The sequence below is a fragment of the Pseudomonas sp. BNK-45 genome, from assembly GCF_047456255.1.
Classification (GTDB): Bacteria; Pseudomonadota; Gammaproteobacteria; order Pseudomonadales; family Pseudomonadaceae; genus Aquipseudomonas.
In genome coordinates this window covers 3,191,824-3,214,695 of the sequence record NZ_CP179909.1, presented here as the reverse complement: position 1 = coordinate 3,214,695, position 22,872 = coordinate 3,191,824, and the positions used below count along the sequence as shown (strand labels likewise).

Annotated in this window: 18 protein-coding genes; 8 read left to right on the top strand and 10 right to left on the bottom strand. The window is 62.5% G+C overall.

Going from position 1 to position 22,872, the window contains the following annotated elements:
- The first annotated feature begins 4 nt into the window (after positions 1-4).
- The 4 genes from nuoM to ACMGG8_RS14900 all read left to right on the top strand — a co-directional run bounded on the left by nuoM (position 5) and on the right by ACMGG8_RS14900 (position 3,900).
- Complete coding sequence (gene nuoM / locus ACMGG8_RS14915; RefSeq protein WP_016965722.1) at positions 5-1,537, top strand: NADH-quinone oxidoreductase subunit M; 1,533 nt, start codon at positions 5-7, stop codon at positions 1,535-1,537.
- 7 nt (positions 1,538-1,544) lie between these two features.
- Positions 1,545-3,008 carry an NADH-quinone oxidoreductase subunit NuoN gene (gene nuoN, locus ACMGG8_RS14910; protein ID WP_015636299.1) on the top strand — a complete coding sequence of 488 codons (1,464 nt, stop codon included), beginning with the start codon at positions 1,545-1,547 and terminating at the stop codon, positions 3,006-3,008.
- A 237-nt stretch (positions 3,009-3,245) separates the two neighbouring features.
- The gene (locus ACMGG8_RS14905) at positions 3,246-3,596 is read left to right on the top strand and encodes a hypothetical protein (protein ID WP_060840140.1); all 351 of its coding nucleotides are present in this window, start codon (positions 3,246-3,248) and stop codon (positions 3,594-3,596) included.
- Positions 3,583-3,900 carry a helix-turn-helix domain-containing protein gene (locus ACMGG8_RS14900; RefSeq protein WP_060840141.1) on the top strand — a complete coding sequence of 106 codons (318 nt, stop codon included), beginning with the start codon at positions 3,583-3,585 and terminating at the stop codon, positions 3,898-3,900. Before ACMGG8_RS14905 ends, ACMGG8_RS14900 begins: the two co-directional genes overlap by 14 nt.
- Positions 3,901-3,972: 72 nt before the next feature.
- On the opposite strand, the gene cysS is transcribed toward ACMGG8_RS14900, so the two are convergent.
- Both cysS and ACMGG8_RS14890 read right to left on the bottom strand, forming a co-directional pair.
- Positions 3,973-5,355 (bottom strand): cysteine--tRNA ligase, encoded by a 1,383-nt coding sequence (gene cysS, locus ACMGG8_RS14895; protein WP_414159817.1) that lies wholly within the window; start codon positions 5,353-5,355, stop codon positions 3,973-3,975.
- Between the two features lie 18 nt (positions 5,356-5,373).
- On the bottom strand, positions 5,374-7,074 hold the full coding sequence (locus ACMGG8_RS14890) for a glutamine--tRNA ligase/YqeY domain fusion protein (RefSeq protein ID WP_414159816.1): 1,701 nt from the start codon (positions 7,072-7,074) through the stop codon (positions 5,374-5,376).
- A gap of 270 nt (positions 7,075-7,344) precedes the next feature.
- Between ACMGG8_RS14890 and ACMGG8_RS14885 the strand changes: the two genes are divergently transcribed.
- The gene (locus ACMGG8_RS14885; RefSeq protein WP_060840144.1) at positions 7,345-7,848 is read left to right on the top strand and encodes a peptidylprolyl isomerase; all 504 of its coding nucleotides are present in this window, start codon (positions 7,345-7,347) and stop codon (positions 7,846-7,848) included.
- A complete protein-coding gene (locus ACMGG8_RS14880) occupies positions 7,845-8,597 on the top strand; it encodes a UDP-2,3-diacylglucosamine diphosphatase (RefSeq protein ID WP_414159815.1) in 753 nt (250 codons plus the stop codon). The genes ACMGG8_RS14885 and ACMGG8_RS14880 overlap by 4 nt, the downstream gene beginning before the upstream one ends.
- 142 nt (positions 8,598-8,739) lie before the next feature.
- On the opposite strand, the gene ACMGG8_RS14875 is transcribed toward ACMGG8_RS14880, so the two are convergent.
- From ACMGG8_RS14875 to ACMGG8_RS14845, 7 genes are all read right to left on the bottom strand, one after another.
- Complete coding sequence (locus ACMGG8_RS14875) at positions 8,740-10,269, bottom strand: DHA2 family efflux MFS transporter permease subunit (protein WP_060840146.1); 1,530 nt, start codon at positions 10,267-10,269, stop codon at positions 8,740-8,742.
- A 67-nt stretch (positions 10,270-10,336) separates the two neighbouring features.
- The gene (locus tag ACMGG8_RS14870) at positions 10,337-11,536 is read right to left on the bottom strand and encodes an HlyD family efflux transporter periplasmic adaptor subunit (protein WP_060844111.1); all 1,200 of its coding nucleotides are present in this window, start codon (positions 11,534-11,536) and stop codon (positions 10,337-10,339) included.
- Between the two features lie 15 nt (positions 11,537-11,551).
- Positions 11,552-13,021, bottom strand: coding sequence for an efflux transporter outer membrane subunit (locus ACMGG8_RS14865; protein WP_060840148.1), 1,470 nt, complete (start codon positions 13,019-13,021; stop codon positions 11,552-11,554).
- Positions 13,018-13,491: a MarR family winged helix-turn-helix transcriptional regulator gene (locus tag ACMGG8_RS14860; RefSeq protein ID WP_016965731.1), complete on the bottom strand. Its 474-nt coding sequence runs from the start codon at positions 13,489-13,491 to the stop codon at positions 13,018-13,020. Before ACMGG8_RS14860 ends, ACMGG8_RS14865 begins: the two co-directional genes overlap by 4 nt.
- Before the next feature lie 198 nt (positions 13,492-13,689).
- The gene (locus ACMGG8_RS14855) at positions 13,690-17,367 is read right to left on the bottom strand and encodes a translocation/assembly module TamB domain-containing protein (RefSeq protein WP_414159814.1); all 3,678 of its coding nucleotides are present in this window, start codon (positions 17,365-17,367) and stop codon (positions 13,690-13,692) included.
- Positions 17,364-19,091, bottom strand: a complete 1,728-nt coding sequence (locus tag ACMGG8_RS14850; RefSeq protein ID WP_414159813.1) for an autotransporter assembly complex protein TamA — start codon at positions 19,089-19,091, stop codon at positions 17,364-17,366. The genes ACMGG8_RS14855 and ACMGG8_RS14850 overlap by 4 nt, the downstream gene beginning before the upstream one ends.
- A 65-nt stretch (positions 19,092-19,156) precedes the next feature.
- Positions 19,157-19,807, bottom strand: coding sequence for a GNAT family N-acetyltransferase (locus tag ACMGG8_RS14845; RefSeq protein ID WP_060840151.1), 651 nt, complete (start codon positions 19,805-19,807; stop codon positions 19,157-19,159).
- 176 nt (positions 19,808-19,983) lie between these two features.
- Here ACMGG8_RS14845 and xthA point away from each other — a divergent pair, with 176 nt between their 5' ends.
- The gene (gene xthA, locus ACMGG8_RS14840) at positions 19,984-20,796 is read left to right on the top strand and encodes an exodeoxyribonuclease III (protein ID WP_414159812.1); all 813 of its coding nucleotides are present in this window, start codon (positions 19,984-19,986) and stop codon (positions 20,794-20,796) included.
- A gap of 50 nt (positions 20,797-20,846) precedes the next feature.
- On the opposite strand, the gene ACMGG8_RS14835 is transcribed toward xthA, so the two are convergent.
- Positions 20,847-21,179: a YegP family protein gene (locus ACMGG8_RS14835; RefSeq protein ID WP_016965736.1), complete on the bottom strand. Its 333-nt coding sequence runs from the start codon at positions 21,177-21,179 to the stop codon at positions 20,847-20,849.
- A gap of 291 nt (positions 21,180-21,470) precedes the next feature.
- Here ACMGG8_RS14835 and ACMGG8_RS14830 point away from each other — a divergent pair, with 291 nt between their 5' ends.
- Entirely contained in the window at positions 21,471-22,853 is a 1,383-nt protein-coding gene (locus ACMGG8_RS14830; protein WP_108545752.1) for a substrate-binding domain-containing protein, read from the top strand.
- The last annotated feature ends 19 nt before the right edge of the window (positions 22,854-22,872 follow it).

The window sequence follows — 22,872 nt, the reverse complement described above, 5'->3', positions numbered from 1 at the left end:
CGTCATGATTCTGCCTTGGCTAATCCTGATCCCCTTCATCGGCGGCCTGCTGTGCTGGCTGGGTGAGCGCTTCGGCGCCACCCTCCCCCGCTGGATTGCGCTGTTGACCATGACCCTGGAACTCGCCCTCGGCCTCTGGCTGTGGGCCCACGGTAACTATTCATATGCTCCGGCGCCTGGCGTCGATCCGACTTGGGCCATCGAGTTCAAGCACCAGTGGATCGAGCGCTTTGGCATCAACGTGCACCTGGCCCTCGACGGCCTGTCGCTGTTGATGGTGCTGCTGACCGGTCTGCTGGGTATCCTCTCGGTACTCTGCTCCTGGAAAGAGATCCAGCGCCATGTGGGCTTCTTCCACCTGAACCTGATGTGGATCCTGGGCGGTGTGGTCGGCGTGTTCCTCGCGCTGGACCTGTTCATGTTCTTCTTCTTCTGGGAAATGATGCTGGTGCCGATGTACTTCCTCATCGCGCTCTGGGGTCACAGCTCGGCAGACGGCAAGAAAACCCGGATCTACGCAGCGACCAAGTTCTTCATCTTCACTCAGGCTTCCGGCCTGATCATGCTGGTGGCGATCCTGGGCCTGGTGCTGGTCAACTTCAACAACACCGGGGTCATCACCTTCGATTACGCCCAGTTGCTGAAGACCAAGATGTCCACCGCCACCGAGTACATCCTGATGCTCGGCTTCTTCATCGCCTTCGCGGTGAAGCTGCCGGTGGTGCCGTTCCACTCCTGGCTGCCTGACGCTCACGCCCAGGCACCGACTGCCGGTTCCGTGGACCTGGCGGGCATCCTGCTGAAGACCGCGGCCTATGGCTTGCTGCGTTTCGCCCTGCCGCTGTTCCCCAACGCCTCGGCAGAGTTTGCACCGATCGCCATGACCCTGGGTCTGATCGGGATCTTCTACGGTGCCTTCCTGGCCTTCGCCCAGACCGACATCAAACGCCTGATCGCCTTCTCCAGCGTTTCCCACATGGGCTTCGTGCTGATCGGTATCTACTCCGGCAGCCAGCAAGCCCTGCAGGGCGCGGTGATCCAGATGCTGGCCCACGGTGTTTCGGCAGCCGCGCTGTTTATCCTCAGCGGCCAGCTGTACGAGCGCACCCATACCCGCGACATGCGTGAAATGGGCGGTCTGTGGTCGCGTATCGCCTACCTGCCGGCCATCAGCCTGTTCTTCGCGGCCGCCTCCCTGGGCCTGCCGGGCACCGGCAACTTCGTCGGCGAGTTCCTGATCCTGATCGGTACCTTCGTCAGCGCTCCTTGGATCACCGCGATCGCAACGTCCGGCCTGGTGTTCGGTTCGGTGTACTCGCTGATCATGATCCACCGTGCCTACTTCGGCCCGTCCAAGTCGGATGCGGTGCTCCATGGCATGGATGCTCGCGAACTGATCATGGTGCTGGGACTGGCGGTCCTGCTGATCTACATCGGCGTGTACCCGCAACCGTTCCTCGATACCTCTGCCGCCACCATGCATGGCGTGCAGCAATGGCTCAGCACCGCCTTCACTCAACTCGCTTCGGCCCGGTAAGAGCGCTATGGACTTTACGATTCAACACTTTATAGCCCTGGCGCCGCTGCTGATCACCAGCGCCACCCTTGTGGTGGTGATGCTGGCGATCGCCTGGCGGCGCAACCACGCCCAGACCTTCCTGCTGTCGGTGGCCGGTCTGAACCTGGCATTGCTGTCGATTTTCCCGGTGCTGAAAGTGGCACCGCTGGCAGTGACCCCGCTGTTGCAGATCGACCAGTTCGCCTGCCTGTACATGGCCCTGATCCTGGTGGCCACCCTGGCCTGCGTCACCCTGGCACACGCCTACCTGGGCGACGGCAGCAGCGGCTACCCGGGCAACCGTGAAGAGCTGTACCTGCTGATCCTGCTGGCCGCCGCTGGTGGCCTGGTACTGGTCAGCGCGCAGAACCTGGCCGGCCTGTTCATCGGCCTGGAGCTGCTCTCGGTACCGGTCTACGGCTTGGTGGCCTACGCCTTCTTCAACAAGCGCTCCCTGGAAGCCGGCATCAAGTACATGGTGCTGTCGGCCGCCGGTTCGGGCTTCCTGTTGTTCGGCATGGCCCTGCTCTACGCCGAAGCCGGCAGCCTGAGCTTCAGCGGCATCGGCCAGGCCCTGGCCGCCACCGGGCTGCCAAGCCCGCTGGCACAACTGGGCCTGGGCATGATGCTGATCGGCCTGGCCTTCAAGCTGTCGCTGGTGCCGTTCCACCTGTGGACCCCGGACGTCTATGAAGGCGCTCCGGCTCCGGTTGCAGCGTTCCTGGCAACCGCCAGCAAGGTGGCGGTGTTCGCGGTGCTGGTGCGTCTGTTCCAGCTCTCGCCAGTGGCCAGCAGCGGCGTCCTGAGCAACGTGCTGACGGTGATCGCCATTGCCTCGATCCTGGTGGGCAACCTGTTGGCGCTGACCCAGAGCAACCTCAAGCGTCTGCTGGGTTACTCGTCCATCGCTCACTTCGGTTACCTGCTGATCGCCCTGGTGGCGAGCAAGGGCCTGGCCATGGAAGCCATCGGCGTGTACCTGGTCACCTACGTAATCACCAGCCTTGGCGCCTTCGGCGTGATCACCCTGATGTCCTCGCCGTACAAAGGCCGTGATGCCGACGCCCTGTACGAGTACCGTGGCCTGTTCTGGCGCCGTCCGTACCTGACCGCCGTGCTCACCGTGATGATGCTGTCCCTGGCCGGCATCCCGCTGACCGCGGGCTTCATCGGCAAGTTCTACATCATCGCTACCGGTGTCGAAGCGCACCAATGGTGGCTGGTCGGTTCCCTGGTCATGGGTAGCGCCATCGGCGTCTTCTACTACCTGCGCGTGATGGTCACCCTGTACCTGATCGAGCCGAACCTGCGCCGCGTCGACGCCCAACTGCACTGGGAACAGAAAGCCGGTGGCGTCATGCTGCTGGCCATCGCGGTCCTGGCGTTCTTCCTCGGCGTCTACCCACAGCCGCTGCTGACCCTGGTCCAGCACTCCGGCCTGGCGGGTTGATCGCTTAGGTTTCAACGCAACAAACAAAACGGCACCTTCGGGTGCCGTTTTGCATTTCAGGGCCCTGCCCTCCCCTCTTCCCAGCGAAACTCGGAATCGCCCTTCCTGTCACGTCGACCCGGTCCGACATTCAGCCCGACGCCACGGGCATAAACTGTTGCCAGATCAAACGCGGCGCTCAGCGGGCCTTGACCAAAGCTGTAGCGTCATCCAATTTATACGCAGGAAGCGTATGAAATGAATGCTCTGTTTATTGAACTGCCGGCATTTGCACGATACCGAAGGGACTTCCTTGACGACGAGTTGTTCTGCGAACTGCAGATCGAATTGCTGCGCCACCCGCACGCGGGAGTGCTGATTCAGGGCACTGGCGGCTTGCGCAAGATGCGTTTCATCGATGAGCGACGCAACAAGGGCAGGCGTGGCGGGCTGAGGGTGATCTATTACTGGTGGTCCGGAGGGGCGCAGTTCTGGCTCTTCACCCTGTTCGACAAGGAGCAGATGGACGACCTGCTACCGCAGCAGCGACAACAGCTCAAACAACTGCTGGAACGTGAAATCGAGGCCAGAAGACATGACCAAACGTGACATCTTTTCCGAACTGGTAGAAGGCATCGACGCCCTCACCCAGGAGCGCCAGGGCAAGATCACCCTGCGCAGCCATAAAGTGAAGCTGGACAAGCTGCCCCCCATCACTGCCACCGAGGTGATGAACATCCGCCAGCAACTCAATCTCTCGCGCTCGGTATTCGCCATGTACCTGCGCACCAACACCCGCACCCTGGAGAACTGGGAACAGGGCCGCGCCACACCCAATGCCCAGGCCACCACCCTGATCCGCCTGGTGCAACGCTACCCCGATACCGTGGAGCGCCTAGCCTCGCTGGCCTGAGCACGCTGGTACTGATCTACGGGCAACAAAAAACCCGCACCAGGCGGGTTTCTTGTTGCAGCAAACGCCAACTTAGTCAGCCAGGCGCCAGGTCGTACCGCCCTTGCCGTCTTCCAGGATCACGCCCATGGCGGTGATCTGATCGCGAATACGGTCGGACTCAGCCCAATCCTTGTTGGCACGGGCTGCCAGACGGGCCTGGATCAGCGCCTCGACTTCTGCCGCATCAACCCGGCCTTCGGCGCCGGCCTGCAGGAAGTCGTCGGCTTCCAATTGCAGCACGCCCAGCACGCTGGCCAGTTCTTTCAGACGTGCCGCCAAACCCGCCGCCGAGTCGATATCGCTTTCGCGCAGGCGGTTGATCTCACGCACCATCTCGAACAACACGGCACAGGCTTCCGGAGTACCGAAGTCGTCGTTCATCACCTGGGTGAAACGTTCGACGAAGGCTTCGCCACCGGCCGGAGCGACTTTTGGCAGGCCCTTGAGCGCATGGTAGAAGCGCTCCAGCGCGCCCTTGGCGTCCTTGAGGTTGTCTTCCGAGTAGTTGATGGCGCTGCGGTAGTGGCTGGCCACCAGCAGATAACGCACCACTTCCGGATGGTATTTGTCGAGCACGTCGCGAATGGTGAAGAAGTTGTTCAAGGACTTGGACATCTTCTCGCCATTGATGCGGATCATGCCGCAGTGCATCCAGGCATTGGCGTAGGTCTTGCCGGTCGCCGCCTCGCTCTGGGCAATCTCGTTCTCGTGGTGCGGGAACTCCAGGTCGCTGCCGCCACCATGAATGTCGAAAGTCTCGCCCAGGCAGCAGGTGGACATCACCGAGCACTCGATATGCCAACCCGGACGACCGTCCCCCCAAGGCGACGGCCAGCTTGGCTCACCCGGCTTGGCAGCTTTCCACAGGACGAAGTCCAATGGATCCTGCTTTGACTCGCCCACTTCGATCCGCGCGCCGATGCGCAGGTCTTCGATCTTCTTGCGCGACAGCTTGCCGTAGCCCATGAACTTGCCGACGCGGTAGTACACGTCGCCATTGCCCGGCGCATAGGCGTAGCCCTTGTCGATCAGGGTCTGGATCATCTTCAGCATGCCCGGAATATGATCCGTGGCACGCGGCTCCATGTCCGGCTTGAGGATGTTGAGGCGCGCTTCATCCTCGTGCATCGCCGTGATCATGCGTTCGGTCAGGACATTGAACGGCTCGCCGTTCTCCTTGGCCCGGTTGATGATCTTGTCTTCGATGTCGGTGATGTTGCGCACGTACGTCAGGTCATACCCGCTGAAACGCAGCCAGCGGGTAATCAGGTCGAAGGCCACCATGCTGCGGCCGTGCCCCAGGTGGCAATAGTCGTACACGGTCATGCCGCACACGTACATGCGCACCTTGTTGCCATCCAAAGGTTTGAAGACTTCTTTGCTCTTGGTGAGCGTGTTGTAGATCGTTAGCACGTTAGTTCCTTGACTGAATCACTGACCCCAGGAGTCGCGCAGGGTCACGGTACGGTTGAATACCGGAGCACCGGGCTTCGAGTCCTTGATATCCGCGCAGAAGTAGCCTTCGCGCTCGAACTGGAAACGGTCTTCCGGCTGTGCGTTGCCCAACGAGGGTTCGGCACGACAACCAGTGAGCACTTGCAGGGAGTCAGGGTTGATGTTGTCCAGGAAACTCGCGCTGTCCTCGGCCTTCTCCGGGTTCGGAGAACGGAACAGACGATCGTACAGGCGCACTTCGCACTCGATGCTGGCAGCAGCCGGCACCCAGTGGATCACGCCCTTGACCTTGCGGCCTTCAGGGTTCTTGCCCAGGGTGTCCGGATCGTAGGAGCAACGCAGCTCGACGATATTGCCCTCGGCATCCTTGATCGCTTCGTCGGCGCGGATCACGTAGCTACCGCGCAGACGCACTTCACCGTTCGGCTCCAGGCGCTTGTAGCCTTTGGGCGGCTCTTCCATGAAGTCATCACGGTCGATGTAGATTTCACGAGCGAACGGCAGCTGGCGCACGCCCAGTTCTTCTTTCTGCGGATGACGCGGCAGTTCGAGGTTCTCGACCTGGTCTTCCGGGTAGTTGGTAATCACGACTTTCAACGGACGCAGCACGCACATGGCGCGCGGGGCATTCGCGTCGAGGTCCTGGCGGATGCTGAATTCCAGCATGCCGTAGTCGACCACGCCGTCGGAGCGGTTGGTGCCAACCATCTCGCAGAAGTTGCGGATCGACGCCGGCGTGTAACCACGACGACGGAAGCCCGACAGGGTCGACATGCGCGGATCGTCCCAGCCATTGACGTGCTGCTCGTCCACCAGTTGCTTGAGTTTGCGCTTGCTGGTGATGGTGTAGTTCAGGTTCAGGCGGCTGAATTCGTACTGACGCGGGTGCGTCGGTACCGGCAGGTGCTCGAGGAACCACTCATACAGCGGACGATGGCTTTCGAACTCCAGGGTGCAGATCGAGTGGGTGATGCCCTCGATGGCGTCCGACTGACCGTGGGTGAAGTCGTAGTTGGGGTAGATGCACCACTTGTCACTGGTCTGGTGGTGATGAGCGTGACGGATCCGGTACATGATCGGGTCGCGCAGGTTCATGTTCGGCGAGGCCATGTCGATCTTGGCCCGCAGCACGCGGGCGCCGTCCGGGAACTCGCCGGCGCGCATGCGGGCGAACCAGTCCAGGTTCTCTTGCACCGAACGCTCGCGGAACGGGCTGTTCTTGCCAGGCTCGGTGAGGCTGCCGCGGTATTCCTTGGCCTGTTCAGGGGTCAGGTCGCAGACATAGGCCTTGCCCGCCTTGATCAGTTCCACGGCCCAGTCGTGCAGCTGGTCGAAGTACTGCGAGGCATAACGCACTTCGCCGGACCACTCAAAACCCAGCCACTTGACGTCGCTTTCAATGGCGTCGATGTACTCCTGGTCTTCCTTGGCCGGGTTGGTGTCGTCGAAACGCAGGTGCGTGACGCCGCCGAACTCCTGGGCCAGACCGAAGTTCACGCAGATCGACTTGGCGTGACCGATGTGCAGGTATCCATTGGGCTCCGGAGGGAAGCGGGTCACGATCTGTGTGTGCTTACCCGAGTCCAGATCCGCCTGGATGATCGGGCGCAGGAAGTTGACCGGCACGGCCGGTCCAGTCTTGGAATTCGAGGTAGGGTCGACAGTGGGCTTGCTCATAGGATCCTTGAACGTACAAGTGCGCGGCCGGACGCGGCCTGATAAATCAAAACGGGTATCATAGCCGATGCTGTCAAGCGCCTGACAGAGCGCAGCTTTAAAACTGCGGCGATTAATGGCCCGGCAGTGAAAAAACAGCCTCGAATTTCGCGGTTGTCACGCTAAACTGCGCTCCTTGGCTGCAGGATGGCCAAATCGGTGCGGACCGCATGCGTGCCCCGCCCCCCAGGATTTTCTTGAAATCGCTTTTCCTTATAAAGAGTACCGACCATGACCCAAGTCAAACTGACCACCAACCACGGCGAGATCGTGCTGGAACTGAACGCCGAGAAAGCCCCGTTGACCGTGGCCAACTTCGTCGAATACGTGAAAGCCGGTCACTATGAAAACACCGTATTTCACCGCGTCATCGGTAACTTCATGATCCAGGGCGGCGGCTTCGAACCTGGCATGAAAGAAAAGAAAGACAAGCGTCCAAGCATCCAGAACGAAGCGGACAACGGCCTTTCCAACGACAAGTACACCGTCGCCATGGCCCGCACCATGGAGCCGCATTCGGCTTCCGCGCAATTCTTCATCAACGTTGCCGACAACAGCTTCCTCAACCACAGCGGCAAGACCGTTCAAGGCTGGGGCTACGCAGTATTCGGTAAAGTGATCGCCGGCACCGAAGTGGTCGACAAGATCAAAGGCGTGGCCACCACCATGAAAGCCGGCCACCAGGACGTACCCGCAGAAGACGTGATCATCGAGAAAGCCGAGATCATTGAGTGATACTGCTGATTTCAGATTTGCATCTGATTGATACACGCCCGGACATTACCCGGGCGTTTCTGGATTTACTCGGTGGGCGCGCTCGCGCCGCCGAGGCGCTGTACATCCTCGGGGATTTTTTCGAGGTATGGATCGGCGACGATGCCATGACCCCCTACCAACTTTCCATTTGCCAGGCACTGCGGGAGCTGAGCGACAGCGGTACGCAGGTTTTCCTCATGCACGGCAATCGCGATTTCATGCTTGGCCAAGCCTTTTGCAAGGCGGCCGGCGCCACCCTGCTCAAGGACCCCAGCGTCGTCGACTTTTACGGTGAACCGGTATTGCTGATGCATGGCGATAGCCTGTGTACCCGCGACGAAGCCTACATGCGCATGCGCCGCTACCTGCGCAACCCGCTGAGCCTGTGGATTCTGCGGCACCTGCCGTTGCGCACCCGGCGCAAGCTGGCGCGCAAGCTGCGCAACGAAAGCCAGGCCCAGACCCGCATGAAGGCCAACGACATTGTCGACGTGACCCCGGACGAAGTACCGCGGATCATGCGCGAACATGGAGTCGGCACCCTGGTTCACGGCCATACCCACCGTCCGGCGATTCACAAGCTGCAGATTGGCGAGCAGGCCGCCAAGCGCATTGTGCTGGGGGATTGGGACCGTCAGGGATGGGCGTTGCAGGTGGACGAGCAAGGCTTCCAACTGGCTGCGTTCGATTTCGTGCCCACCCAGTTGGCGTTGCCGGACTCGCCTTGAGCGGCGCTTCTTTCGCTGGCACGCCGGCTCCTGCAACAAGGTCATTAGTGTAGGAGCCGGCTTGCCGGCGAAGCAGCCAGCCGGTCTTGCATGCCCCTTGCGGACGCCTTCGCTGGCAAGCCCGCGCCTACGGCAATGGGCGTCAATGCCCCGCCGAAGCCGGGCCGGCCTTGGCGGCGAAGGGTGGCTTGGCCAGCCACACCAGCAGAATCAGGCCCATGAAGCCCCAGCCCAGCAAGGTGAAATAGTCCACGGTCGAGAGCATGTACGCCTGGCTGGTCAGGACTTGATCCAGTTGCGCGTAAGCCTTGCTGCTCGCCCCGCCCAGATTATTCAGCGCATCCCGAGTCACCGGATCGAAGATGCTCATGCTCTCACTCATGTAGGCATGGTGCTGATCGGCCCGGCGAATCCAGATCCAGGTCGTCAGCGACGCCGCAAAGCTACCCCCCAGCGTCCGCAGGAAAGTCGCCAGGCCAGCGCCGTCGGCGATCTGGTGCGGCGGCAGATCGGACATCAGGATGCTCAGGGTCGGCATGAAGAACAGCGCCACGCCAATCCCCATGAACAGCTGCACCAGGGCGATGTGCTGGAAGTCCACCTCATTGGTGAAACCGGCACGCATGAAGCAGCTCAGGCCAATGGCCAGGAACGCCAGCCCGGCCAGCAGGCGCAGGTCGAACCTGTGGGCGTACTTGCCGACAAAGGGCGACATCAGCACCGGCAGGATGCCGATCGGCGCCACTGCCAGCCCGGCCCAGGTGGCGGTATAGCCCATCTGGGTCTGCAACCATTGCGGCAGGATCAGGTTGATCCCGAAGAACCCGGCGTAACCACCCACCAGCACAATGGTGCCGATGCGAAAGTTGCGATGGGCGAACAGCCGCAGGTTGACCACCGGATGACGATCGGTCATTTCCCAGATCACGAACACCGCCAGGGCAATCACCGAGATCAGCGTGCCGACGATGATGAAGTTGGACTCGAACCAGTCCAGGTCATTGCCCTTGTCGAGGACGATCTGCAAGGCCCCCACCCCGACGATCAGGCTCAGCAAACCGATGTAGTCCATCGGCTGTCGGCTGGTGACCACCGGCCGCGCCTTCAATTGCTGCTGCACCACCCAGGCGGCGAACAGACCAATCGGCACGTTGATGAAGAAGATCCACGGCCAGCTGTAGCTGTCGGTGATCCAGCCACCGAGTATGGGCCCGGCAATCGGCGCCACCACCGTGACCATCGCCAGCAGCGCCAGGGCCATGCCCCTCTTCGCCGGTGGGTAGACGGCAATCAGCAAGGTCTGGGTCATCGGGTACAGCGGGCCCGCCACCACCCCTTGCAGCACGCGAAAACCGACGAGCTCGGGCATCGAGGTGGAAATGCCGCACAGGAACGAGGCCAGCACGAACAGCAGCGTGGCCCAGATAAACAGCTTCACCTCGCCGAAACGCCGGCTCAGCCAGCCGGTCAGCGGCAAGGCGATGGCGTTGCTCACGGCGAACGAGGTAATCACCCAGGTGCCCTGTTCCGAACTCACCCCGAGGTTGCCGGAGATGGTTGGCAACGCCACGTTGGCGATGGTGGTATCGAGCACCTGCATGAAGGTCGCCAGGGACAGGCCGATGGTGCTCAGCAGCAGGCTGGGCGGCTTGAAAGATGCGTTATTGCTCATCGCGAATCCTTTGGAACAGGGCAGGCACCCCGGCCGTCAGGCAGGCCGGGGTCGACGGATTGGCGAATCAGCGCTGGGCGGTCTTGCCGATGGCCGCGCTGTTGTCGTGGATCAGGCGGGCAATCAGCGTATCGGCCTCACCCAACTGACGGTCGTAGACATTGGTGCTAAAAGACGCCTTTTGCGGAGGCTGCTGGGCCAATACCGGGCCGCTCTGGTCCCGCAGGTTGACGTTCACCAGAGTCGACAGGCCAACCCGCAGCGGATGCTTGGCCAGCTCTTCGGCATTCACGTGGATACGCACCGGCACCCGCTGCACGATCTTGATCCAGTTGCCGGTGGCATTCTGTGCCGGCAGCAAGGCGAAGGCGCTGCCCGTACCGGCACCGAGGCTATCGATGGTGCCGCTGTACTTCACATCGCTGCCGTAGATGTCCGCTTCGATCTCGACCGCCTGACCGATGCGCATGTCCCGCAGCTGGGTTTCCTTGAAGTTGGCGTCGATCCACAGCTGGTCGAGGGGAATCACCGCCATCAGCGCGGTGCCCGGCTGGACCCGCTGTCCCAGTTGCACGGTGCGCTTGGCCACATAGCCGGTCACCGGCGCAATCAGGGTACTGCGGGCATTGTTCAGGTAGGCCTGACGCAGTTGCGCAGCCGCGGCCTGCACATCCGGATGGTTGGAAACCACGGTGTCATCCACCAGCGCGTTGGTGGTGTTGAGTTGCTGCTGGGCATTGGCCAGGGCGTTTTGCGCCGAGGTCAGGTCATCGCGAGCGTGGGACAGTTCTTCCTGGGAAATCGCTCCGCTGGCCGCCAGGTTCTTGCGCCGACTGAAGTTCTCCTGAGCCTTCTGCACTTCGGCTTTCTGCGCCGCCACCTGGGCCCGCATGCCATCGACATTGCTGTACAGGCCGCGCACCTGGCGCACCGTGCGCGCCAGATTGGCCTCGGCACTCTGCAGGCCGACCTGGGCGTCGTTGGGGTCGAAATTGATCAGCACCTGGCCTTCATGCACCAGGTCGCCGTCGTCGGCACCGATGCTGACCACGGTGCCGGTGACCAGCGGGGTGATCTCCACCACGTTGCCGTTCACGTAGGCATCGTCGGTGCTTTCATTCCAGCGCCCGTAGAGTTCATGCCAGGCGAACACGCCCAGGCCACCCAGGATGACCAGGGCCGTGAGCCCCAGCAACATGACTTTGCGCTTGCGCGATTGAGCGCCGTCCGGGGTGTTTTCGGTTGTTTGAGTGTCGGCAGTGGCCATGACGAATACCTCGAATTATTTAGTCTGCGGGGCTGGGGTCGGGTTGGCCGAAGCCAGGTTCTGGGCGCCGAAGCCGCCCCCCAACGCCTGCATCAGTTGGATCGACAGATCAATCTGCTGGGCGTTCAGCGTGGCCAGCTGACGCTGGGCCTGGAGCAACTGCTGCTCGATGCTCAGCACATCCAGGTAGTTGCCGATACCGGAACCGAAGCGCTGGACCACGGTGTTGTAGGAGTCCCGGGCAATGTCCGTGGCATGTTGCTGGGCGACGATCTGCCGCCCGATATCCCGCAGCTGCGAGATGCTGTCGCTGACATCCCCCAGGGCGGTCACCAGGGTCTTGTTGTACTGCGCCACCGCCAGGTCGTAGTCGGCGTCCCGGGCATCCAGGTCCGCGCGCAGGCGCCCACCGTCGAAAATCGGCAGCGAAACGGTCGGCGCAATGCTGAAGAAGCGGCTGGCGGAGCCGAACATCGCATCCCCCAGCAACGACTCGGCGCCGGCGCTGGCACTCAGGTTGAGGTTGGGATAGAAGCGGGTCTTGCTGGCGTCGATGTTCTTGCTCGCCGCTTCCACCCGCCAGCGCGCCGCTACCAGATCGGGCCGGCGTCCCAACAGTTCGGCGGGCAAGGTCGAAGGCAGGGCCACGGCACTGGCCTGCAGAACCTTGGGCCGGACGATGTCGTCGGCCCGACCCGGGCCTTTGCCCAGGAGCACCGCGAGGGTGATCCTGGCGCTCTGCAGCTGCTTCTCGGCGTCGATCAGACTGGCCTGGGCACTGGCCTCCAGGCTTTCGGTCTGCTGGTACTGGTACTGGCTGTCGATCCCGGAATCCAGGCGGCGCCGACTCAGATCGAGCATCTGCCGGGTCCGCTTGAGGTCTTCGTCAGCCAGGTCATGGACGATATGTGCCCGCCCCAGGTCGCTGTAGGCCCTGGCCACATCGGCGGCCAGGGTGAGGCTGGCGGCCTGGCGGTCGATCTCGGCGGCGCGGGCCTGACCCAGCGCGGCCTCCCAGGCCGCACGCTGGCCGCCCCAGAGATCGAAGTTGTAATTGAAGGTGGCGCTGATGTTGCGCACCGTGGAATAGGCACCGCCCTGACCCAGCGGGTCCTGGTCACGGGCCAGACGCGAACGGCTGACGCCGGCGCTGGCATCCAAGGTCGGCATCCGCTCGGCATCGGCGGCATAGGCCGCGGCGCTGGCCTGATGGGCCCGGGCGCTGGCGATCTGCATGTCCGGGCTGTCCCGCAGGGCTTCCAGGATCAGGCCATCGAGCTGGCTATCGCCCAGGCTTTTCCACCAGTCGCGTTGCGGCCAGGCCGCCGGCGAGAGCTTCACGCCATTGAGCGACTGACCGGTTGCCAGGCTGTGTGCCTCAAGGTTGACGCCGGAAGTCGCCAGGCCACTGTAATTGGCACAACCGGCCAGGCTCATGGCCAACAGCACCAGGCTGACACGTGTACGCAAGGTTTTACTGCTCATTTTTCACCTAAGCGCAGGACAGTGATCGGGTCACCGGCTGCCAGCAAAATTTTCTTGAGGATCTGTTCCAGGGTGCGCAACTCGTCGGGCGTGATGGCACCGGCCAGCTGGTTCATTGCATTGGCGCCGATGTAGGGCAGCCGATCGGCGAGCTTCTGCCCCTCCTCGGTCAGCACCAGGCGCACTTGGCGCCGGTCGCCTTCCGAGCGTTTGCGGGCAAGGAAATCCTTCTGTTGCAGACGATCGAGCATGCGGGTCATCGAACCGCTGTCCAGGGACAGGTGACGACACAACTCGGCCGGGGTATCGACCCCGAACTGGGCCATGATGATCAGCACCTTGAACTGCGCCGCCGTGATGCCGTGGGGCTCCATGTGCGTGTCGATGATCCGGTCCTTGAGCAAGGCGGCACGCCCCAGCAACAGGCCGAGATGGCAATTGTGAAAGTCGTCGGGTTCGAAATGCTTCATCTGACCACCAATTAGCTGCCTAGGCAGAGAGTGTGTGTCGAGATATTACTGCCTAGGCAGAGAATGTCAACGCAGTAGTTAGCTTGCTCTTTATTTGTTTGATAAACGGCACAGCACGCCGCCTTGAACGCGGCACAGGTCCGGAGCGAGGAAAGAAGCCAGGTGAACGGGAGGCGTTGCACCTCCCGGCGGCAGGACTTAGAAGTCGCGCTTGTAGAAGATGTCCAGGGAGCTGGCAAAGCCGCTGGCCGCTTCCAGGTAGACCTTCTTACTCAGTTTGTAGCGCAGGGCGATGGTGCTGGCCGGCTCGAACACCCCGACGCCATAGCGCAGGCTGAGCTTCTCGGAAATATTGCCGCTGGCCACCACGCTGGTGCTGTTGCCGCTGCCCTGGGTATCGAGCTGGAAGTCCTGAATCCCCAGGTTCTTGGCAATACTGCCGGTGAGTTCGGAGCTGCCCATCAGCCCCAGCCCCAAGGCGGCCTGGGCCAGCATGTTGTTGTCCTCGCCGGTGGAGCTCAGCGGCCGTCCCAGCACCAGATAGGACAACGCCTGCTCCTGGCTCATGGCCGGTTCGGAGAAGATCTGCGTCGCCGGTTGCTCGGCACTGCCGCTCAGGCGGATGCCGGCGATCACGTTGTCGGTCTGGCGCACCGCTTCGATGTCCAGGTACGGCTGGTCGATGGGACCGGCGAACAGCAACCGCGCCCGCCGTACCGTCAGGCGCTGGCCATAGGCGCGGTAGCGGCCATCGTTGAGCCACAGCTCGCCGCGGGTGTCCATGTTGTCGCCGATATGCACGTGGCCCTGCAGGTTGGCGGTCAGACCGAAGCCGGCAAAACTGAGTTTGTCCTGCCCCACCTCAACATCGATGTTCATCGCCATGGCCATGGGCTTTTGCCCCTCTTCGGTCTGCTGACCGACGATGACCGTGTCGTCGGACACCTTGACCGTGGACGGCGGCAGTTCACGCACGGTGATCTGGCCCCTGGGAATCAACACCTTGCCATCGATCGCCAGCTTGTCGTCGCGCAGCGAGATCTTCAGATCCGGCGCCACTTCCAGCGCCGCATAGGGCTCGACCGTCACCGGCAGCTGCGTGCCCTTGAGACTCAGGTCCACCATCAGCGCCCGGCCCCAGGCCAGGTTGCCAGTGAGGCTGCCCTGCCCGGACTTGCCGCTTTTCCAGCCGCCATCCAGGCGCACGCTCTCGCCCATGATCTGTGCGGTCAATTGCAGGTCTTCGAGGCTGGTGGGCAGCTCCGAGCCGGACACCAGTCCGTCACTGAGCTGCAGGTTGCCATTGACCTGAGGCGCCAACAGCCCGCCCGACAGGCGACCACTGCCATTCAGGTTGCCGCCAAGCTTCTCCACCATGGGCACGAAGGGCCGCGCCACCGACAGGTCCAGGCCCGTGAGACGAAACTCCCCGGACAGGGGTTTGTTCCTCGCCAGCGGATTGATCTGCGCCTGCACCATCAATTGCCCCAGCTTGCCGCCCTCGAACTGCAACTGGGTATCGATGCGCCGCGGGTTGAGGCGGGTATCGAGCTTCAGCGCCTGATAGGGGAAGTCCAGCCACTGATCCTTGTCCTTGACCCGCAAGGTGCCACCACTGGCGTCCAGGACGACCTGCCCCTTGGGCCCGCTGGCCGGCAGATCCAGCTGCACCTCGGCATTGAGCAGGCCTTTCCAGGCGAAATCCTTGGGCAGCCATTGGGCCAGGCTGTCGATGGGGAAGCGCTTGAGGTGATAACGCAGCCTCGGATCAGGCATCAAGCGCTGGTCTTCACCGCACAGGCTGGCATCGCCACTGACCCAGCAGTGGGCACCGAAGTTGAGAGTGCCACTGGCCAGCCGCTCGAGTTTGGCCGGGCCTTGCAGCTTCCAGTCCTGGCCGCCGGACTGCACCTCGCCATTGGCCAGGCGCCCACGCCAGTTGCCCTGGTCCAGGGTGCCGTCCAGTCCCAGGGCCAGCTTCAGCAAGGGGCCTTGCAGGTCCAGCTGCAGGGCCTGTTGCTTGATATCGCCCTGGCCGGCCAGGGTCAGGGTGCCAAGCTGAGTGTCCCCCGCCTGAATCCCACTGCCCTTGAGCTCCACCCGAGCCTTTTGTGCACCATCGAGCGTGGCATTCAGCTTGAGGTTTTGCAGGCGGTTCTCGGCAAAGGCCAATTGCTGCCCCGCAAGATCCACCTTGCCCTGGGGCGCCTTGAGCGTCCCTGCCAGCTCCACCCGACCAGTGAGCTGCCCGCGCAACTGCGGCCAGAGCTGGCCCAGCCGTGGCAGCTTGATGTCCAGTTGTCCGGCGAGCTTCTGCTGTAGGCTACCCGTCCCCTTGATGCTGTTGTCACCGAGGCGGATGTCCAACGCACTCAACTGCCACTGCTCTCCCGCGCCGTCGGCCTTGGCCTGCAACAGCGCCGGCTGCCCTCGCAGGCGGCCCTTGAGGTCAAGGTCGGCAGTGAGCTTGAGCTGTTCATTCTTCATTTCACCCTGACTGCGCAACGGGCCGGCCAGGGTCCCGGGCAACTCCGCCAGCCAATAGGCCGGATTGATCGCCGACAGGTCCAGCGCCGTGTCCCAGGCCACGCCATCGGCAAATTGCAGGTTCAGGTGACCTTCGGCCTTGCCTTGCCCCGCCACCAGCTTGAACTGCGGCAGGAAGATTTTGCTCAGGTCGCCACTGAACGGGCTGCTCAGGCTGAAGGCGCCGGCCGGACCGTCCAGGTCGCCCTTGAAGTTGCCCAGGTAATGACCGTCGCGATAAGCCACCTCGGCGTCGAAGCTGCGGACCCGCACGGCCGGCTCATCGATCAGCGGATACAGGCGGTGCCAGGGGAAATCCAGCCAGGCGAGCTTGGCCTCGGCGGAAAAACCTTCGCTCCAGTCCAGTTGCCCGCTGAGCTTGAGGTGCTGCTTGTCGCTGACATTCAGGTCCAGAGCGGCAATCTGCGCCCCCTTGGCGTCGACCTTGCCCGAAAGCACCAGGGCCACCGGCCCCTGCTCCGCTGGCAGGCTGGCCTTGCCAGCAAGCTGGTAGCCGCTTTTCAGGTCGCCGTTGCCGGTCAGTTCCAGCTGATCCAGCTGCAGGGTGTCCGGCAGATCGGCGCTGGCCTTGAAACCATCGGCAGTGATCCGCACCTCTGCCGGCAGATTCTCCGCCAATGGCTGCAATTGACCGCTCAATTGCCCTTGCAGGTAGCCGCTGCTGTCGGCATGCAGCTTCAGGGTCTTGAGCAGGTCGCCTTCCACCTTCAGCGCCAGGGACCAGGGGCCGCCACCGGGAGCCGGCAAAGCGAGGGTGCCCTGGGCGGTCAACGGCCAGTCGCCAGCCGGTTGCAACAGCCCGGAAAGGGTCAGGCTCAAGTCATCGCGCTGCAACTGCAGCGAGTCGATCTGCAGGCCTTGCGCGGTCCAGTGCGCCGCCAGTTGCAAGCCCTTGAGCTGTTCGCTGCCGTTGAGCAGCAGGCTGCCGATCTGCACCTGGCCCAGTTCGATGGCCAGTGGCAGTTTCAGCTGCGGCAGGCTGATGGGAGCGGAATCTGTTTCTTCTTCGGCACCGGGCGGCAATTGCAGGCTGACCTGCTCGGCCTGCAATTGTTCGATGCACAGGGTGCGGCGCAGCAGGCAGGCCGGAGACCAGGCGAACTTCACCAGGCTGAGCTCGACTCGATTGTCGCCCTGTTGCCAGAGCAGGTGATCGGCGCTCCATTGGCCGCCGAGGCGGCCATCGAAATGCACCAGGGTCAGCCCCGGCACCCGCGCCAGGGCCCAGCGACTGCCGGCCTGGGTCCCCAGCACGGTGGTTACCGCCAGGATGATCAGGATCACCAGCGCAAGGACCGCCAGCAGCGTTATCTTCAAACCACGCTTCAAAGCTCTGGCCCCATGGAAAAGTGCAAACGAATACCGCCGTCATCATTCATCGCGTGGGCCAGGTCGACCCGGATCGGCCCGACCGGCGACACCCAGCGCAGGCCCACGCCCACCCCGGTCTTGAGGTTCGGCAGTTCCAGTTTATTGAAGGAGTTGCCCTGATCGACGAAGGTCGCGATCCGCCATTTCTCGGCAATGGAGTATTGGTACTCGACACTGCCGGCCACCATGTAGCGGCCACCGATGCGATCGCCTTCGGCGTTTTCCGGCGACAGGGTCTGATAGTCGTAACCGCGCACACTCTGGTCGCCACCGGCAAAGAAGCGCAGGGACGGCGGAATCGACTTGTAGCCGTTGGTGGCGCTGCCCCCGAACTGCACCCGGCCAAGAAACCGGTGATTATCCCAGGCCGTGGTCAGGCCCTTGAGCAGCACCGTGCCGTACAACAGATTGGTGTCGGAACCCACGCCTTCCTTGGCCAGCTTGGTGTCGAACTGGATGCGATAGCCGTTGTGCGGATCGATGCGGTTGTCGCTGCGCAGGTAGGAATAGGTCAGACCGGGCATCAGCAGATTACTCAGACCCGAGTCGTCTCCGAGGCGGTATTCCTCGCGTTGATACTTCAGCGACACCACCCGCTGCCAGCCGCTGGGCAACTTGCTGTGCCACTCGGGGCCCACCGTGAGCAACTTGCTCAGGGTGTCGGTGCCGGCGAGCTCTTCGTTCTGGTAACCCCCGGCGAAGCGCAACTTGTCGGTCAGCGGCGGATCCAGGGGAATGTCGTACCACAGGCCGACGTTCTGCCGGGGCGCCGAGACTTCCGCCTCCCAGCCGTAACTGTGGCCCTGGGGATTGACCCAGTGTCGAGTCCAGTTGGCCTTGACCCGGGGACCGACGTCGGTGGAGTACCCCAAACCCAGTCCCATGGTCCGCGGCTTGCGCGTCTCCAGCTGAACCGCCACCGGAATCACTTGGTGTTCGGCGGCCGAGGGGGCGGCGTCCACCCGCACGCCTTCGAAATAGCCGCTGGACTGTAGCGCCTGGTTGAGTTCGGCGATCAGCTCCGAGTCATAGGGGGCTCCGCTCTTGAAGGGCACCATGCGCCGCAGCAGGTCTTCATCGAACAGCGAATCCCCGGTGAAGCTGACCTTGCCCAGGGCGTAGCGCGGGCCGCTGTCGTACACCAGCTCGATGTCGGCGACGCCGGCCAGCGGGTCCACCGAGAGTTGCTGGCGAGTAAAGCGCCCGCTAAAGAAACCGTAGCGCGAGGCCTGGTTCTGGATCAGGCGCTTGGCGTCTTCATAATGGCCATGATTGAGCACCGCGCCCGGTTTGAGCTGCTCGCTGTCGGGGGTGCGAAAAGACTTGAGGGAAGCCGCCGGGCCTTCGACGCGGATCGTGACATTGCGCAGATGCACCGGCTCGCCGGGATCGATGCGCAGCTGCAGACGGGGCTTGTCGCCACCGCGCACTTCGCTCTGGATATGGGGCTGGTAGTAGCCCAGGGCCTGGGCGGCTTTCTTCGCCTGCTCCTCGGCTCCCCGGCTGAACCGCAGCAGGGCTTGCTCATCGCGATCACCGACGTCGCCAATGTAACCCTCCACATTGGCCTTCAGCTCATCATTGGCGGGCTTTACCCTGACATCCAATTCGCTCTGCGCCAGCGCCGCACAACTTGTGAACAACAGCAAAAAGCCGCTGGTAAATCTTCCTGGAAACTTCATAGGCGCGGATGCTATCACGAGCTTGGGAGGGCGATAGAGCGCTCAAACGCACGGAAAGTTCTATATCAGCCTGTTGCACTTTGTAAGAGCTGGGGATTGGGGTGGAAGAACACATGCTCGCGCACCGGTCCCACGGCCACCTCGCCGACTTCGGCGTACCCCTGACGCTTGTAGAACTCCAGATAACGGGGATTGCCGGTGTCCAGCACCACCCCTTGGGAATGCTCGTCCACCGCGCACCAGTTGTGCACCGCCGCGAGCAGTTGCTCGCCAAAATGCTGCCCCTGGAACTGCGGATGCACCCCGAGCAACGGCAATACATGGACCGCGTCACTGGGCAGACAGGCCTGCACCGCCTGGTGGTACTCCAGGTAACGCCGGGTGCAGCGAAAACCGGTGCTGAGCACCATGCGCAGGCGCCAGGCCCAGCTTTCGGTGATCCCCAGGCGCCGTTGCGGCGGAGCGATCAAGGCAATGCCGATCAGCCGGTCGTTGACCAGCAGGCCAATGGCCGGCAGATCCTGAAGAAAATGCTGCTTGACCAGCTCGCGCACCGTGGCCCGTACCCGTTGTTCGTAACCGGCGCGCTCGGACTCGAAAATGAACGCGAAAGTCGGTTCATGCCGGTAGGCCTGGTACAGCAACGACCGCGCTTCGCGGGAATAACCGCTGTCGAGCATGTGGATATCGGCAATGGTGTTGGAGGTATCAGGCATGACGGTCACTCTCCCCTGGCCCCGGCTCAAGTGGCCGCGCTCTTGTTATTACGAGCCCTGCACGGCGCTGATCGTTCCCCGCGCCCAAGGACATTAGCAGCGCATCCACGGCGCTGCCACGCTGGTCGACCCGGGCGTTGTCAGCTAGCATCGCTGTTTTGCCAGGACCGCCGACCATGAAGATCGTCTCGTTCAATATCAACGGGCTGCGCGCCCGCCCTCATCAGTTGGCGGCGCTGATCGACAAACACCAGCCGGACGTGATCGGCCTGCAGGAAACCAAGGTCGCCGACGAGCAGTTCCCCCTCGCCGACGTCCAGGCCCTGGGCTACCACGTGCACTACCACGGCCAGAAAGGCCATTACGGCGTCGCCCTGCTCTCGCGCCAGGCGCCGCTGGCCCTGCACAAAGGTTTCGAAGGCGATGACCAAGACGCCCAGCGACGCTTTATCTGGGGCACCTTCGCCGACGCCCACGGCACACCGGTGACCATCATGAACGGCTACTTTCCCCAGGGCGAAAGCCGTGAGCATCCGACCAAGTTCCCGGCCAAGGAGCGCTTCTACAGCGATCTGCAACACCTGCTGGAAAGCCGCTTCAGCAAAGAGCAGCCCCTGGTGGTCATGGGCGACGTGAACATTTCCCCGGAAGACTGCGACATCGGCATCGGCGCCGACAACGCCAAGCGCTGGCTCAAGACCGGCAAATGCAGCTTCCTGCCGGAAGAGCGCGAGTGGATGGCCCGCCTGAAGAACTGGGGCCTGGTGGACAGCTTCCGTCACCTCAACCCCGAGGTGAACGACCGCTTCAGCTGGTTCGACTACCGCAGCCGCGGCTTCGAGGACGAACCCAAGCGTGGCCTGCGCATCGACTTGATCATGGCCTCCCAGGGCCTGTTGCCGCGCATCAAGGATGCCGGCGTCGACTATGAACTGCGCGGCATGGAAAAACCTTCGGATCATGCACCGATCTGGCTCGAACTGAGCTGATCGACAGGCATGAAAAAGCCCATCGTCAGATGGGCTTTTCTTGCTACCGCTTACATGTGGACCACTTCAACCCGTTCAGTGGTGCCGGCTGCCGCGATGGCGTTGATGGCGCTCTCGAGAGTGGGCTCCGAGTCGTACAAATGGCTGACCAGGATCACTTCCTTGCCGGCCTTGAGCTTGAAATAAGGTTTGCCGCCCGATGAAATTTTCTTGACGTAACGCTCGGGAGAAGCGCAGTGTGCGCGGAACAGGCCGAGAGCCGCCTCGGCACTGTCCCGGCAGGGGAATCGTTCGCTTTGAAGCATGGTCTGCGCCTCCTTTGTCTTCAGCAAGAATCTGCATGCACCACTGCCATACTGCTTCAGCTCGAACCAGGCACTCATTTGTAACTCCTTTGCTTACCACGAAATAGCAGCACAACACTGCCGAGGCATCCGCGGGGATGAAGCGTTGGCAGTCGCCCCAATCCCCGCCAGACAAAGTTGCCCACTCTACGCATCGATCAGAGGCCGGTCTTTAGGACAAGTCTCAAAAAATCTAGAGAAAACAGCTATTTACGATGTAGGACTTTCGCCATTTATTGCCGAAAAGCGCCATCGGTCACATGTTTGTCACCTCCCTGACTTAATCTCGCCCGCACTTCCCCTCTTCCTATATAGAAGGCCAGTGCCGCCATGCCCCGCGCTTCCACCGCCAGTGAACGAGATATCTGGTGCCGGACCATCAGCCTGTTTCTGATCGGCTTCGTCTGCTACGCCCTGCCCTGGTCGGTGTTCGCCGCCCTGCCCCTGGCGACCGACAATGCCGCCGTGCTGCGCATCCAGGGCTCCAACACCATCGGTGCCAGACTCGGTCCGGCGCTGGTCAAGGGCTTGCTGGAGCAACAGGGCCTGCGCGACATCCGTATCGAGCCCAGCGGCAAGGACAATGAGCAACGGGTTCTGGGACAAAGCCCCCAGGGCCGGACAGTCAGAGTGGAGGTGGCCGCCCACGGCTCGAGCACCGGCTTCAGTGCTCTGAAAAACGCCCAGGCCGATGTGGCTGCGGCTTCCCGCCCCATCAAGGACAGCGAACTGGTGGACCTGGAAAGCCTGGGCGACCTGAAGAGCCCCGGCGCCGAACAGGTCATCGCCATTGATGGCTTGGCCATCATCCTGCATCCGCACAACCCGCTGAACCAGCTGAGCACCGAGCAACTGGCCCGCCTGTTCAGCGGCGAGATCAAGACCTGGGAAGAGCTGGGGAGCACCGGCGGCGCGGTCCATCTGTATGCCCGGGATGATCAGTCCGGCACCTACGACACCTTCAAAGAGCTGGTCCTCAGCCGTCGTGGCAAGACGTTGAACCCGGCAGCCAAGCGTTTCGAGTCCAGTGAGCAGCTGTCCGACGCCGTCAGTCACGACCCGCAAGGCATCGGTTTCATCGGCCTGCCCTATGTGCGCCAGGCCAAGGCGGTGGCGATTGTCGATGGCGAATCCCAGCCCATGCAGCCCCTCAACAGCCTGATCGCCACCGAGGACTACCCGCTGTCGCGGCGTCTGTATCTGTACCTGCCCCCCAACGGCCAGAATCCCTGGGCCACAGCCTTGGTGAATTTTGCCCAGAGCGCCAAGGGCCAGGCCATCGTCGCCGCCAACGGTTTTGTTGCCCAGACCGTACAAGCCATGCGGGTAACGCCCAGCCCACAGATGCCCGAGGCCTACCAGCAACTGAGCCGGGACGCGCAACGCCTGAGCGTGAACTTTCGCTTCGAGGAGGGCAGCGCCAATCTGGACAACAAGGCGCGCCAGGACCTGAATCGGGTCCTGGACTACCTGCGCCAGCACGGCAAGCTGGACCGCCAAGTGACCCTGGCCGGATTCGGCGATGCCAAGAGCGACCCGGCACGTGCCGCCCTGCTGTCCAGGTTGCGAGCCATGGCGGTACGTCGGGAACTGGTGAAAAGCGGCGTGGTGTTCCGCGAGATCCGCGGTTTTGGCGCCGAGCTGCCGGTGGCGGCCAACAACGCCGACGAGGGCCGGATCAAGAACCGGCGAGTGGAAGTCTGGGTCTATTGAGCCCACAACCGCCGACCGG